Raw genomic sequence first — 13,690 nt, 5'->3', positions numbered from 1 at the left:
TTGCAAAGACGAAGCCTGCCCAATAATGGCCGACCTCCACGCCACCCGAAGCCGCCTCTCATGGAACTGACCCCGCGCGAAAAAGACAAGCTGCTGATCTTCACCGCAGCACTGCTGGCCGAGCGCCGCAAGGCGCGCGGGCTGAAGCTCAACTACCCCGAAGCCGTCGCGCTGATCTCCGCCGCCGTGATGGAAGGCGCGCGCGACGGCAAGAGCGTGGCGGCGCTGATGAGCGAGGGCCGCACCGTGCTCACCCGCGCCGACGTGATAGACGGCATCGCCGAGATGATCCCGGACATCCAGGTGGAGGCCACCTTTCCCGACGGCACCAAGCTGGTCACCGTCCACCAACCCATCGTCTGACTTTCCCTACAGAACAAGAAAGCCTGCCATGCGCCACAACGCTTCCAAGACGCTTGCCCTCATTGCCATGCTGCTGCCGCTCGCAGCCGGCGCCCATACCGGCGCCGACGGCGGCGTGCACCACGGCTTCGCCACCGGGTTCCTGCACCCGCTGACCGGCGCCGACCACCTGGCGGCCATGGTCGCGGTCGGCCTCTGGAGCGCGCTGGCCGCACGCCGCGCCTGGCCCGACCTGCTGTGGGCACCGCTGGCCTTCGCGGGCATGCTGCTCGTGGGCGCGCTGATGGGGCTGGCGGGCGTGCAGCTGCCGGCGGTCGAGCCGATGATCGCGGCCTCGCTGCTGGTGCTGGGCCTGCTGGTCGCCACACGCATCCGCCTGCCGGCCGCAGCGGCTGCGGCGCTGGTGGGCCTGTTCGCCGTCTTCCACGGCGTGGCGCACGGCCACGAACTCGCGGGCGAACAGGGCGCCGCCCTCACGCTGGCCGGCATGGTCGGCGCCACCGTGCTGCTGCACGCAGCGGGCATCGCCGCCGGCTGGGCGCTGCGCCACGCCAACGCATGGCTGCCGCGCATGGCCGGCGCCGCAGTGCTCGGCCTGGGCGCAACGCTGCTGGCACAGGCCATCTGAGGCGGGCCATGATCCCCGGCGAACTCTTCACCGACGACGGCGAGCACACGCTCAACCCGGGCCGCCGCACCCTCACGCTGGTGGTGCAGAACACCGCCGACCGGCCGATCCAGGTCGGCTCGCACTACCACTTCGCCGAAACCAACGGCGCGCTCGGCTTCGACCGCGAGGCCGCGCGCGGCATGCGGCTGAACATCGCCTCGGGCGCCGCGGTGCGCTTCGAGCCGGGCCAGCAGCGCACGGTCGAGCTCGTCGACTTTTCGGGCGACCGCGTCGTCTACGGCTTTCGCGGCCTCGTTCAAGGAAAGCTCTAAGCCATGGCAACGATTGGACGGCGTGCGTACGCCGAGATCTTCGGACCCACCGTGGGCGACCGGGTGCGGCTCGCCGACACCGAGCTCGTCATCGAGGTCGAGGCCGACTACACGCTGCGCGCCGGCGGCTACGGCGAGGAAGTGAAGTTCGGCGGCGGCAAGACGATCCGCGACGGCATGGCGCAGTCGCAGCGCACCAGGGCCCAGGGTGCGGTCGACACGGTGCTGACCAACGCGCTGATCCTCGACCACTGGGGCATCGTGAAGGCCGACATCGGCCTGAAGGACGGGCGCATCGCCGCCATCGGCAAGGCCGGCAACCCCGACGTGCAGCCGGGCGTGGACATCGTCATGGGCCCCGGCACCGAGATCATCAGCTGCGAGGGCAACATCGTCACGGCCGGCGGCATCGACAGCCACATCCACTTCATCTGCCCGCAGCAGATCGAGGAAGCACTCGCCTCCGGCATCACCACCATGCTGGGCGGCGGCACCGGCCCCGCCACCGGCACCTTCGCGACCACCGCCACGCCCGGCCCCTGGCACATCGAGCGCATGCTGCAGGCCGCCGATGCGTTCCCGATGAACCTGGGCTTCCTCGGCAAGGGCAACGCGAGCCTGCCCGATGCGCTGCACGAGCAGATCGAGGCCGGCGTGATCGGACTCAAGCTGCATGAAGACTGGGGCACCACGCCTTCGGCCATCAGCAATTGCCTGGACGTGGCCGACGCCACCGACACGCAGGTGGCGATCCACAGCGACACGCTCAACGAATCGGGCTTCGTCGAGAACACCATCGCGGCCGTGGGCGGCCGCGCGATCTGCGCCTTCCACACCGAAGGCGCGGGCGGCGGCCATGCGCCCGACATCCTGCGCGTGGTGGGCGAGGACAATTTCCTGCCCTCCTCCACCAACCCCACCATGCCCTACACCGTGAACACGCTCGACGAGCACGTCGACATGCTCATGGTGTGCCACCACCTGGACGCCGGCATTGCCGAGGACCTGGCCTTTGCCGAGTCGCGCATCCGCAAGGAAACCATCGCCGCCGAGGACGTGCTGCACGACCTGGGCGCGATCAGCATGTTCAGCTCCGACAGCCAGGCCATGGGCCGCGTCGGCGAAGTGGTTCTGCGCTGCTGGCAGACCGCGCACAAGATGAAGCTGCAGCGCGGCAAGCTGCCCGAGGACAACGAGCGCAACGACAACTTCCGCGCGAAGCGCTACGTGGCCAAGTACACGATCAACCCCGCCATCTCGCACGGCATCGCGCACGAGGTGGGCTCGATCGAGGTCGGCAAGTGGGCCGACATCGTGATCTGGAAGCCCGCCTTCTTCGGCGTGAAGCCCTTCACGCTCCTCAAGGGCGGCACCATCGCCATGGCCGCCATGGGCGACCCCAACGCATCGATCCCCACGCCGCAGCCGGTGCACTACCGCCCGATGTTCGGCAGCTACGGCGGCTCGCTGGCCAGGAGTTCGCTGACCTTCGTCTCGCAGGCCGGGCTGGCCGCGGGCATCAAGGAACGCTATGGTCTTTCGAAGCACCTGAGCGCGGTGAAGAACATCCGCAACGTGCGCAAGAAGGATCTGGTCCACAACGGCTACACGCCGAAGATGGAGATTGATGCGCAGACCTATGCGGTGCGCGCCGACGGGCATCTGCTGACCTGCGATCCGGCGGTGCAGCTGCCGCTGACGCAGCGGTATTTCCTGTTCTGACGCGAAGCCTGCGGGGCCTTGAAGCGCCCCTCGGGCATCCTCTTGACAGGCTGCGTATCCTCACAGGTATTCATCCTGTCGTTTCACGCCTCCTGGGGCGTTCCATCCGCACCATGCTCACCGCCAACAAACTCATGCCCCAAGGCCGCGGCCTTGCGCCCGTGCTGCTCAAGCGCGCCGCCACCGTCGAACTCGACTGGGACGTGCGCCAGAAAAGCCGCTTCGACGCCACCGATTCGCAGGGCCGGCAGATCGGCGTGTTCCTGCCGCGCGGCACCGCCGTGCGCGGCGGCGACGTGCTGGTGGCCGAGGACGGCTCGCTGGTCCGCGTCATCGCGGCGCCGCAGCCGGTGCTGCGCATCACGCATTGCACGGCCCACGGCACGCCGTTCGACCTGACGCGCGCGGCCTATCACCTGGGCAACCGGCATGTGCCGATCGAGCTCAAGCCCGACCACCTGAAGATCGAGCCCGACCATGTGCTGGCCGACATGCTGCGTTCGATGCACCTGATCGTCGTGGCAGTCGAGGAAGCCTTCGAGCCCGAGGGCGGCGCCTATGGCTCGCACGAGCATTCGCGCGGCGCCGGCCACGATCACGCGCACGACCATGGCCACGCGCACGGCGGCAGCAAAGGCCCGAAGCCGCTCGTGCTCGCACCGGAACTGCTCGATGACCATGACCATTCGCACGATCACGGCCACGGCCATCACGGGCACTCTCACTGAAATGAGATCCTGCTTGTTGTTTCGCCGCGAGCACCCCACAACACAGCGCGCGGCGAAAAGCTGACATGCCCGACGCCCGCAGCCTCCTGCAGCTCATCTGGCTCGCCTCCCCGGCCCTGCCCGTCGGCGGCTTTTCCTATTCGGAAGGCGTCGAGGCGGCCGTCGAATGGGCCGGCATCGATTCGGAAGCCAAGGCCATCGAGTGGCTCTCCGACCAGTTGCACCTGAGCTTCGCGCGCGGCGACCTCGCGCTCGTGGCACAAGCCATCCCGGCCTGGCGCGCGGGCGATGCGGCGCGCATCCGCGAACTCAACACATGGGTGATGACCACCCGCGAGTCGGCCGAATTCTTCCTGCAGACCGAGCAGATGGGCCGCTCCTTCGTCGAATGGCTCAAGCTGCACCACGGCGACACAGCTGCCATTTTTGCCGACCTGCCCGCGAGCTATCCCATCGCCTTTGCCTTTGCCGCGAGCCGCACCGGTGCCTCGGCACACGACGGCTGCCTGGCCTTCGCCTTCGGCTGGGCCGAGAACATGGTGGCCGCGGCGGTCAAGGCCGTGCCGCTGGGCCAGAGCGCGGGCCAGCGCATCCTGGCGCGGCTCGCCAACGAGATTCCCGCCGCCGTCGAGCGTGCGACAAGACTCTGCGACGATGAACGCCAGGCCTTTGCGCCCCTGCTGGCCGTGTTGTCGGCCCGCCATGAAACACAATATTCCCGCCTTTTCCGAAGCTGATCGAACCGGACAACCTCCATGACCTCCGCCCTGCACCACATTCCCCACCGCACCAAGAAACTGCCGCCGCTGCGCGTGGGTATCGGCGGCCCGGTCGGCTCGGGCAAGACCACGCTGCTCGAGATGCTCTGCAAGGCCATGCGCGACAAGTACGACCTGGTCGCCATCACCAACGACATCTACACCAAGGAAGACCAGCGCCTGCTGACCGTGGCCGGTGCCCTGCCCGCCGAACGCATCATGGGCGTGGAGACCGGCGGCTGCCCGCACACCGCCATCCGCGAAGATGCCTCGATCAACCTCGAGGCCATCGACCGCATGCTCGAGGACTTTCCCGATGCCGACGTGGTGTTCGTCGAATCGGGCGGCGACAACCTCGCGGCCACCTTCAGCCCCGAGCTGTCGGACCTGACGATCTACGTGATCGACGTGGCGGCCGGCGAGAAGATCCCGCGCAAGGGCGGGCCCGGCATCACCAAGAGCGACCTGTTCGTCATCAACAAGACCGACCTCGCCCCCTACGTCGGCGCGAACCTCGACGTGATGGAACAGGACACGCAGCGCATGCGCCGCCAGCGCCCCTACGTGATGACCAACCTCAAGACCCACGCCGGCGTGGCCGAAGTGGTGGCGTTCATCGAAAAGCGCGGCATGCTCGGCGCGGCCTGAGCGGGCCGTTACGTCAAGAACCCGCGGCGCAAGCTGGGCGCCGCCACGCCCTCGCACGACTGGATCCGCCCGGTCTACAACGTGGGGTTTGCGTGAGAGGCGCCGGGGCCAGGCTGAGCATTTCCCGCCAGCGACTCGATCAGCGCGCGCGAAGCGGAGGAGAGCCGCCGATGCGGCGCGTAGATCACTGAAAAAGGCCGTGTGCGCCCGCGCGCCTGCGCCAGCAGTTCGACGGCCCGGCCCTGTGCAACGAGATCGCGTGCGATGAAATCGTAGGTCTGGCAGATGCCCAGGCCGCTCAGGGCCAGCGAGACCACGCCAAGCACATCGTCCGATACCTGCAGGCCGCCATGGGGAAGCCAGTCCACGTCGCGCCCTTCCCCGCGCAGCAGCCAGGGCGATACACGGCCGGTGCTCGGCATCACGAAGGGCAGGCAGCTGTGATGCGCAAGCTCCGCGATGCTGGCCGGCGCGCCTGCGCGTGCGACGTAGCCCGGCGCCGCGAGCAGGCACATCGGCGCGTCTTCGAGCTTGTGCGCGACCAGGCCGCTGTCGGGCAGTTGGCCCAGCCGGATCGCAAGGTCGTAGCCCTCGGCCACCAAGTCCACGTTCCGGTTGGTGATGTTCAGTTCGACGCGCACCTGCGGGTGCCGCGCGGAAAACCGCTGCAGCAGCGCCGGCAGCCGATGGTGGCCGTAAGTGGTCGGCACGCTCAGGCGCACGCTGCCCGCCAGCTCGTCGCCCTGGCCCTGCATCGCGCGCTCCGCATCGTCGATCAGCGCAAAAGCCGCGCGCGACTGCTCGAGGTAGGCCCGCCCCTGCTCCGTGAGGCTCAAGCGCCGCGTCGTGCGGCGCAGCAGTTGCACGCCCAGCCGCGTTTCCAGCCGGGTGATGGCACGGCTGAGCACCGACGGTGTGGTGGCCAATGCCACGGCAGCGGCCGTCATGGAACCCTTCTCGACCACCGTGACGAAGGTTTCCACATCTGCCAAGTGATCGAATCGCCGTCCCATTCTGACTTTTGAAGAACAAATGTTTTCCCTGAAGGCCAGTTTATCTCCTTAACAGCCATCAATACAGTCAAGCCATCCATCGGGCGATCCGGCCCGCGTTTTTTTCTTCAAGGAGCACACGATGACTTCAACCGCCGTATCCGGGCCAGTCCGCCCCGTCCTGATGGTGCTCACCAGCCACGGCACCAAGGGCACCACCGGCGAGCCGACCGGCTTCTATCTGGGCGAACTGACCCACCCGCTGGCCGAACTCGAGGCCGCCGGCATTCCGTTCGAGCTCGCCTCCATCCAGGGCGGCGAGCCGCCGGTCGACGGCCTGGACCTCGATGACGCAGTCAACGCGCGCTACTGGAACGACGGCGCGTTCCGCCAGGCTTTGCGCCACACGCGGCGCCTGGACGATGTCGACAGCTCGAAGTACGCCGCAATCTTCTTTGCCGGTGGCCACGGCGCGATGTGGGACTTCCCGGCAAGCCCTGCGGTGGCCCGCGTGACGCGCGAAATCCACGAGGCAGGCGGCGTGGTCGGCGCGGTATGCCATGGCCCCGCGGCGCTGGTCAACGTGACGCTTGGCAACGGCGCCTACCTGGTCGCGGGCAAGAACCTCAGCGCCTTCACCGACGACGAGGAACGCGCAGTCCAACTCGACAAGGTCGTGCCTTTCCTGCTCGCCAGCACGCTCACGCGGCGCGGCGCACATCACCATCCGGCGCCCGACTGGACGGCCAAGGTCGTCGTCGACGGCCGGCTCGTCACGGGGCAGAACCCGCAGTCGGCCGCAGGCGTCGGCGCCGCGATGCGCGAACTGCTGCTGCGCCAGGACTGAACGCGACGCGTCTTCAGCGTGGGCCTCGAGCTGCTCGAGCGCCTGAAATAAATCTATCAAGGAACCCATCATGGATCTGCAACTCAAGGGCAAGACTGCCATCGTCACCGGCGCGACGGCCGGCATCGGACTGGCCATCGCCAGCACCCTGGCGCGCGAAGGCGTGTCGGTCACGATCACCGGGCGCAGCCGCGACAAACTGGATGCCGCGGCGGGCCGGATCGCGGCCGCCGCGCCGGGCAGCAAGGTGACGGTCGTGGTCGCCGACCCGAGCACCACACACGGCGCGGCGCAGCTGATCGAGGCGCAGCCGGACACGGACATCCTCGTGAACAACCTGGGCTTCTACGAAGCCAAGCCCTTCGCCGAAATCACCGACGAAGACTGGCTTCGCATGATCGACGTCAACGTGATGTCGGGCGTGCGCCTGTCGCGCCACTATTTCCCGCGCATGCTGCAGAGAAACTGGGGACGGGTGATCTTCATGTCGAGCGAGGTCGGTGCATTCACACCGCCGGACATGGTGCACTACGGTGTCAGCAAGTCGGCGCAGCTCGCGGTGTCGCGCGGCATGGCCGAGTTGACCAAGGGCACCGGCGTCACCGTCAACAGCGTGCTGCCTGCCGCCACCCGCTCCGAAGGCATCGTGGACTACCTGCGGCAGACGGCGCCACGCGCCGGCATGAACGATGCCGAAATCGAAACCCATTTCTTCCAGACCTACCGGCCCAGTTCGCTGATTGCCCGCATGATCGAACCAGACGAGATCGCGGCCATGGTGGCGCTGCTGGCCAGCCCCCTGGGCGCTGCGTCCAACGGCGCCGCCGTGCGTGTCGAAGGCGGCACCTTCCGTTCAATCCTCTGACCCGGAGATTCACCGTGTCATCTCCTCTCGTTGTGCCCAAACTCGCTTCCATCGCGCTGGCCGTCCTGGCCATCCTCTCCACCACCACGGGTCACGCCACCGATACCGCGCCGCTCGAACGCTGGCGCAGCTACGCCGGCGTGAGTTGGGAAAAGCCGAGGGACGGCGCAGACCCGGCACCGTTCGCCGCATCGGTCGACGCACCGATCGCCGGGCTGCACTTCGATGCTCAAGGCACGGCCTACGTCAGCACGCCGCGCCTGGTGTCCGCTGGCGCGCTGGCAACGCTCAGCACACTGGACACCCGGGCGCAAAGCGGACCGGCGCGACTGACGGCATTTCCTTCGACCGCCGGCAACGCCGTGACGGGAGCGCCCGACCGGAGCCTGCGCAACGTGCTGGGCTTCCACGTCGACCGCAAGAACGGCTGGCTGTGGGCCCTTGACATGGGCTTCGTCGCCGGCGAGTCCGAGGCACCGGCGGGCGCGCAGAAGGTGCTGGTGCTCGACCTGCAAACCGGGCGAACAGTGAAGCGCATTGCGCTGGACGGCGTGGCGGACCGCAGTGGCAGCTTCCTCAACGACATTGCGGTGGACGAGCGACGCCGCGTCGCCTACATCTCCGACAGCGGCATGCGCAGCGCGCCGAACAACATGGTGGGCCTGATCGTGGTGGACTTCGCCTCGGGCCAGGCGCGACGCGTGCTGGACAAGCATCCGGCCCTGCAGATCGAACCTGGTGTGAAGGTCATGTCCCACGGCACCGAGGTGTGGCCTGGCAATCCGTTGCTGCTCGGCATCAACGGCATCGCGCTGTCGCCGGACGGCCTCACGCTGTACTGGACGGTGACAACGGGGACCCACGTCCGGTCGCTTCGGACCGCGATCCTGCGCAAGGCCGATGCAAGCGATCAACAGATCGCTGCCGCAATCCGCGACCTCGGCGCGGTGGGCGGCAACACCGACGGCATCGTGACCGACGCGAGGGGCCGCCTCTACATCACCGACGTGACGCGCAACGGCATCGTGCGCTACGACCCGCGCACGCAGGCGATGTCGCTGATCGCATCGGACGACGGCGTACGCTGGCCTGACACGCCCGCCATTCATCCGGACGGCGCCCTGGTCTTCACCTCGAGCGCGTTGAACGAACATTTCGCGAGTTCGGTCAAGAACGGGCAGGAGCGCTACGAACTCTGGCGCCTTCCACTCGGCGGCCGGAAGCTGAAAGCAAACTGATCGGGACATTGCGGCACAGGCCGCTCCCGTCGTTTGCGATTAGGGGCGGGAGCCCAGCTTCTTTGCTTGTAGCGCCCATGCCCGGGAACTAGACTGAAATGCGAAGGCACCCGCAGTGCCGGGGGCCAAGGAGCCGGCCATGTACAAGCGCATCCTCGTCCCCACCGATGGCTCTTCGCTCTCCGAGCAGGCGGTCGCCACTGCCATCGACCTGGCGCTGCTGGCGGGTGCCGAACTGGTGAGCGTCACCGTCGCGCACCTCCAGCCTTATGGCTATTTCGAAGGCTCGATGGTGCTGAACCAGCGCGAAATCGAAGCCTCGCAGGAACAGGTGGAGCAGTCCGCACAGCGCCTGGTCGATGCGGTCAGGAACGCCGCGGTCGCCAGAGGCGTGCGCAGTGCGCAGGCCATCGTCATGAAGTCCAACCAGGTGGCGGAAGCCATCATCGCCACGGCCAAGAACCAGGAGTGCGACCTGATCGTGATGGCCTCGCACGGCCGGCGCAGCCTGGCGCGGCTGCTGATGGGCAGCGAGACACTGCATGTGCTGACCCACTCGCACATTCCGGTGCTGGTGCTGCGGTAGAAGCCCGATCGAAGTGAAATTTTTCACGATCGGGCGCAGGCATCGGCCGCCCCTCGTGAACGCGCCGCTCCCGGGGCGACTCACCCCCTGACTGCCATTCGCAGCCCGCGCAGGGCTGCGGAAGGTACAGTGCCCTGCAATGGCTGCATTGCGCAAGGGCCGTTTCAAGGGAGTGAAAATGAAATCATCGATGTTTTCCCGCGCCGTGGGCTGGGGCCTGCTTCTGCTGTCGGCCCTGGCGGCGCTGTGCATCGCGGCCCTCCTGAGCTTCCACTGGAACCGCGCCAGGCCATGGATCAACCAGCGCGTGAGCGAAGCGACGGGCCGCCCGTTCGCGATCCGCGGCGACCTGGTCCTGCAATGGTCGAGCCCCGAAGCCGAAACAGGCTGGCGCCGCTGGGTGCCCTGGCCGAGGCTGAGCGCACAGGACATCACGCTGGGCAATGCCGATTGGGGCAAGACCGGCCCGCACCTGGCCGAGATCAGGCAGCTGAGCTTCTCGCTGAACCCGCTGCCCCTGTTGAACCACACGATCCGCATTCCCACGCTCGAGCTCGCCGGCCCCGTTCTTTCGCTCGAACGTACCGCGGACGGCAAGAACAACTGGACGCTGGCAGCCGGCGGCGCGGAGCCCTCGCCATGGAAGCTCGACCTGCAGCGGCTGGTGCTGAGCCACGGCACGGTGAAGCTTGCCGATGCAACCGCAAGGCTCGATCTCAAGGTCGACATCGACAGCCTGCCCGCGGAAAGCGCCGAGGGCTATGGCATCGGCTGGAAGCTCGGCGGGACCTTCCGCCAGGCGCCTGTGAAGGGAAGCGGCAAGGCCGGCGCGGTGCTCTCGCTGCAGCAGGACACGAAGCCCTATCCGTTGCAGGCCGGCGTGCAGGTGGGTGCCACGCGCATCGACATCGCCGGCACGCTGACCAAGCCCGACGCGCTGGCGGCACTGGACCTTCGGCTCAAGCTTTCGGGCGCGAGCATGGCGCATCTGTATCCCATCACCGGCATCACGCTGCCCAACACGCCGCCGTTCAGCACCGAAGGCCATCTGGTCGGCAAGCTCGACAAGGCCGGCGGGCGCTGGCTGTACGAGAACTTCAAGGGCCGCGTGGGTGCCAGCGACATTGCGGGCACGCTGGAATACGTCGCGCAGCAGCCGCGGCCGCTGCTGCGCGGCCAGGTGCAGTCCAACCAGCTGCGGCTGGAAGACCTGGCGCCGCTGATCGGCGCCGATTCGAACGCGAGCAAGGCCAAGCGGGGCGCCCCGGCCGTCCAGCCGGCGGGCAAGGTGCTGCCGGTGGAGAAGTTCGACACCGCAAGCTGGGGCAGCATCGATGCGGACGTCAAGTTTGCCGGCCGCAAGATCCTCCATGCGAAGGACCTGCCCATCGACAGCCTGGTGGCGGATCTTCATCTGAAGGACAGCGTGCTCTCGCTCACGCCATTGAGCTTTGGCGTGGCGGGCGGCACCCTGGCCGCCACGGTCAGGCTCGACGGCAGCCAGGACCCGATCCGCGCCAACCTGCAGCTGTCGGCGCGCCGGCTCAGGATCAAGGAACTCTTTCCAACGCTCGACACCTTGCAGGCCAGCCTGGGCGAAGTCGGCGGCGACGCAGCGCTTTCCGCCTCCGGCAACTCCGTCGCGGCCTTGCTGGGCACGTCCGACGGCGAGGTGAAGGCGCTGGTGAGCAAGGGCACGGTGAGCAAGTTCCTGCTCGAGGCCATGGGGCTGAACATCGGCAGCGTGGTGGCAACCCAGCTGTTCGGCGACAGGCAGGTCCAGCTGAACTGCCTTGCGAGCGACTTCAAGGTGACGCAGGGCGTCATGCAGGCGCGCTCCTTCGTGCTGGACACGGACGAATCGGTGGTCAACGTGACCGGGCTCATCGATCTTTCCAGGGAACAGCTCGCGCTGGAGATCCAGCCGCGGAACAAGGCGCTGCGCGTGCTGTCGCTGCGCTCGCCGCTGTACGTCAAGGGCACGTTCAAGAACCCCGACGTCGGCGTCGACAAGGGCGCCGTGGCGCTCAAGCTGGGCTCGGCGATTGCGCTGGGCGCGGTGGCGCCCGCTGCCGCGCTGCTGCCGCTGTTGAACATGGGCTCGCAGGAGTTCGCGCAATGCGCGCCGCTGGAGGCTGCCGCGCGCCAGAAGCCGAAGGCCGGCAGGCAGCCCAAGGCACGCTAGGGCGCCGCGGACCTGCGGACCTCAAGGCACTTTCTATTTTGCGAGATTGGCCTGGACCGCACGCTGCGCCAGGCAGGCCTGCGTGGCGCGATGCATTGCGAGTCCGAAGCAGTGCGCCTCGGCCCGGCGGGCAAGCGCCTCGAGCGAGCGGCGCTCCTGCGCCGCCGAAACCTGGAATTCGACCAGCCACTTCATGACCACGGCCATCACGATCAGGAGGCCGACCAGGGCGGCAATCAAGGTTCCGCGCCAGTCCTGGATGCGGAAGATCGACGGTTCGGGCTTCTTGATCGTTGTCATTGCGAAGCGGCAGAAGAACACTAGCGCGGAAGCTCCGGGAAGAGCCACAGGCTCAAGCCGAGCATGAGGCCCGCCCCGAGCGACACGATGGCCGCGGTCACGAACAGGGCCGCGGCAACGATGTTCGGCACACGCATGGCCAGGGCCAGGAAGCAAATGGCCGCCAGAACGTACAGGAGCACGGGCAGCAAGGCCAGCCAGACCGGCCGCTCGGGCGGTGGAGGCGGCTCGTCCGGACTCAGGTCTCCGAGGAACGGACTACGCATGAAATCCCTTGCCATGAAAGACGGCGCGCAATTCGGCATCGCTCGCAGGGGAAAGAATCACCTGCGAACGCCATCCGCTGACAGCCGAGCGCGAAAGCGCCTCCCGCACGTGGGGCAGTTCGGTCGGATGCGCCATGAAAAACACGTGAACACGCTGGCCGAGCGCGCTCCACACGTCGGCAATGAGCGCCACGACCGGCGCTGCATCCGCGTGCAGTCCAAGAAGAATCGCATCGAAGCGCCGCCCTTCACGGGCGGCGTCGATCAGGCCATGAAGATGCTCGAAGGAGGCGTGGTCGATGCCGATGGCTTTCAGCGAACTGCCGGTGCACAGGCGCTGCAGGGCGTCGGAGTCCACGAGCGCGATCCGGTTCTGGCGGAGCGTGTATGCAGAAGTCATGAGGTGGCGGCTTCGTGTTCCCGGCCCGGATCGGGCTTTCGATTCAGGCAGGCCTGGCGCGCGGCACTGCCGCCCGCGCAGGCTGCACAAGAACACCGGGTCAGCAGTTGCCCTTCTTGGCTTGCCCAGGAGGGCAGAAACCGCCCTTGCCCGGCCCTGGCCCCGGATCCACCACGGGGTAGACGCAAGCGCTCAGGAGCAAGGTCATCGCAAACGAGAAGATCACGGTGGCGGCTGTTTTTTTCATGCGGACTCCTTGGTTGAAATTGTCTGGCGCTGCTTGGGATGGGCGCCCTGGCCGTCAGCGAGGCCAGAAGATATGTGAATTACTAACATTTAGACAGGAAATGCTTCACGATCAGCTTTGGTTTACGTGAGAAACAGTAACCAGCCTCCTGTTCTGCCCAGTACTTCACGAATGCGCGAAGCGGACATCCGTCACAGGTCCGCAGATTTAGAAGCACATCTGCAGGCCGAGGCGGGAATCCGGCCGCCGCATTCGGTCAAACTCGGGTACGACCCTCCGTGGTTTTCACAAATGTTCTATCGAAAGGAATTCCTGTTTTGAACAAGACCGAACTCATCGCCGCCATCGCAGAAGACACCAACCTCAGCAAGGCCGACGCTGGCCGCGCCTTCGACTCGGCGCTCGAACAACTCTCGCGCGCCCTGGTGCGCGGCGAAACCGTGCAGCTGATCGGCTTTGGCACCTTCAGCGTGGCCGACCGTGCAGAGCGCACCGGCCGCAATCCGTCGACCGGCGAGCAGATCACGATCAAGGCGAGCAAGAGCGCGAAATTCGCGGCCGGCAAGGCGCTGAAGGACGCCATCAACCAGGTGGGCTGATCAT

18 protein-coding genes are annotated in these 13,690 nt (G+C 67.1%); 13 read left to right on the top strand and 5 right to left on the bottom strand.

Annotated elements, in window-relative coordinates:
* Window positions 1-60 precede the first annotated feature (60 nt).
* From FB547_RS06060 to ureG, 7 genes are all read left to right on the top strand, one after another.
* A complete protein-coding gene (locus FB547_RS06060; protein WP_145740418.1) occupies window positions 61-363 on the top strand; it encodes an urease subunit gamma in 303 nt (100 codons plus the stop codon).
* Between the two features lie 28 nt (window positions 364-391).
* Complete coding sequence (locus FB547_RS06055) at window positions 392-991, top strand: HupE/UreJ family protein (RefSeq protein ID WP_145740415.1); 600 nt, start codon at window positions 392-394, stop codon at window positions 989-991.
* A gap of 8 nt (window positions 992-999) precedes the next feature.
* Window positions 1,000-1,305: an urease subunit beta gene (locus FB547_RS06050; RefSeq protein WP_126746995.1), complete on the top strand. Its 306-nt coding sequence runs from the start codon at window positions 1,000-1,002 to the stop codon at window positions 1,303-1,305.
* Window positions 1,306-1,308: 3 nt separating this feature from the next.
* Window positions 1,309-3,027 (top strand): urease subunit alpha, encoded by a 1,719-nt coding sequence (gene ureC / locus FB547_RS06045; protein ID WP_145740413.1) that lies wholly within the window; start codon window positions 1,309-1,311, stop codon window positions 3,025-3,027.
* 113 nt (window positions 3,028-3,140) lie between these two features.
* Complete coding sequence (ureE, locus tag FB547_RS06040) at window positions 3,141-3,755, top strand: urease accessory protein UreE (protein ID WP_145740411.1); 615 nt, start codon at window positions 3,141-3,143, stop codon at window positions 3,753-3,755.
* Between the two features lie 65 nt (window positions 3,756-3,820).
* The gene (locus FB547_RS06035) at window positions 3,821-4,492 is read left to right on the top strand and encodes an urease accessory protein UreF (RefSeq protein WP_145740409.1); all 672 of its coding nucleotides are present in this window, start codon (window positions 3,821-3,823) and stop codon (window positions 4,490-4,492) included.
* An 18-nt stretch (window positions 4,493-4,510) separates the two neighbouring features.
* On the top strand, window positions 4,511-5,161 hold the full coding sequence (ureG, locus tag FB547_RS06030; protein WP_145740407.1) for an urease accessory protein UreG: 651 nt from the start codon (window positions 4,511-4,513) through the stop codon (window positions 5,159-5,161).
* Between the two features lie 74 nt (window positions 5,162-5,235).
* Here ureG and FB547_RS06020 read toward each other — a convergent pair whose 3' ends face one another.
* Window positions 5,236-6,174: a LysR family transcriptional regulator gene (locus FB547_RS06020; protein WP_145740405.1), complete on the bottom strand. Its 939-nt coding sequence runs from the start codon at window positions 6,172-6,174 to the stop codon at window positions 5,236-5,238.
* A 121-nt stretch (window positions 6,175-6,295) separates the two neighbouring features.
* On the opposite strand from FB547_RS06020, the gene FB547_RS06015 reads away from it, so the two are divergent.
* The 5 genes from FB547_RS06015 (at window position 6,296) to FB547_RS05995 (ending at window position 11,874) form a co-directional block, all read left to right on the top strand.
* Window positions 6,296-7,000 (top strand): type 1 glutamine amidotransferase domain-containing protein, encoded by a 705-nt coding sequence (locus FB547_RS06015; protein ID WP_145740403.1) that lies wholly within the window; start codon window positions 6,296-6,298, stop codon window positions 6,998-7,000.
* A gap of 70 nt (window positions 7,001-7,070) precedes the next feature.
* A complete protein-coding gene (locus FB547_RS06010) occupies window positions 7,071-7,865 on the top strand; it encodes an SDR family NAD(P)-dependent oxidoreductase (protein WP_145740401.1) in 795 nt (264 codons plus the stop codon).
* A 14-nt stretch (window positions 7,866-7,879) separates the two neighbouring features.
* Window positions 7,880-9,103 carry an L-dopachrome tautomerase-related protein gene (locus FB547_RS06005; protein ID WP_410000791.1) on the top strand — a complete coding sequence of 408 codons (1,224 nt, stop codon included), beginning with the start codon at window positions 7,880-7,882 and terminating at the stop codon, window positions 9,101-9,103.
* A gap of 139 nt (window positions 9,104-9,242) precedes the next feature.
* Entirely contained in the window at window positions 9,243-9,689 is a 447-nt protein-coding gene (locus FB547_RS06000) for a universal stress protein (protein WP_145740399.1), read from the top strand.
* A gap of 178 nt (window positions 9,690-9,867) precedes the next feature.
* Window positions 9,868-11,874 carry an AsmA family protein gene (locus tag FB547_RS05995; RefSeq protein WP_145740397.1) on the top strand — a complete coding sequence of 669 codons (2,007 nt, stop codon included), beginning with the start codon at window positions 9,868-9,870 and terminating at the stop codon, window positions 11,872-11,874.
* Window positions 11,875-11,907: 33 nt separating this feature from the next.
* Here the strand turns inward: FB547_RS05995 and FB547_RS05990 are convergent, their stop codons facing one another.
* From FB547_RS05990 to FB547_RS33270, 4 genes are all read right to left on the bottom strand, one after another.
* A complete protein-coding gene (locus FB547_RS05990; protein ID WP_261380225.1) occupies window positions 11,908-12,174 on the bottom strand; it encodes a general secretion pathway protein GspL in 267 nt (88 codons plus the stop codon).
* 20 nt (window positions 12,175-12,194) lie between these two features.
* Window positions 12,195-12,440 carry a hypothetical protein gene (locus FB547_RS05985; RefSeq protein ID WP_145740395.1) on the bottom strand — a complete coding sequence of 82 codons (246 nt, stop codon included), beginning with the start codon at window positions 12,438-12,440 and terminating at the stop codon, window positions 12,195-12,197.
* A complete protein-coding gene (locus tag FB547_RS05980; protein WP_145740393.1) occupies window positions 12,433-12,840 on the bottom strand; it encodes a hypothetical protein in 408 nt (135 codons plus the stop codon). Before FB547_RS05980 ends, FB547_RS05985 begins: the two co-directional genes overlap by 8 nt.
* A 100-nt stretch (window positions 12,841-12,940) precedes the next feature.
* Window positions 12,941-13,087 (bottom strand): hypothetical protein, encoded by a 147-nt coding sequence (locus FB547_RS33270; protein WP_185738382.1) that lies wholly within the window; start codon window positions 13,085-13,087, stop codon window positions 12,941-12,943.
* A gap of 317 nt (window positions 13,088-13,404) precedes the next feature.
* Between FB547_RS33270 and FB547_RS05975 the strand changes: the two genes are divergently transcribed.
* Entirely contained in the window at window positions 13,405-13,686 is a 282-nt protein-coding gene (locus FB547_RS05975) for an HU family DNA-binding protein (RefSeq protein WP_015867040.1), read from the top strand.
* The last annotated feature ends 4 nt before the right edge of the window (window positions 13,687-13,690 follow it).

It is taken from the genome of Variovorax beijingensis (assembly GCF_007828835.1).
Taxonomy (GTDB): domain Bacteria; phylum Pseudomonadota; class Gammaproteobacteria; order Burkholderiales; family Burkholderiaceae_C; genus Variovorax; species Variovorax beijingensis_A.
Note: the sequence above shows the minus strand (reverse complement) of the source record. Positions and strands in the feature narration are given on the sequence as shown.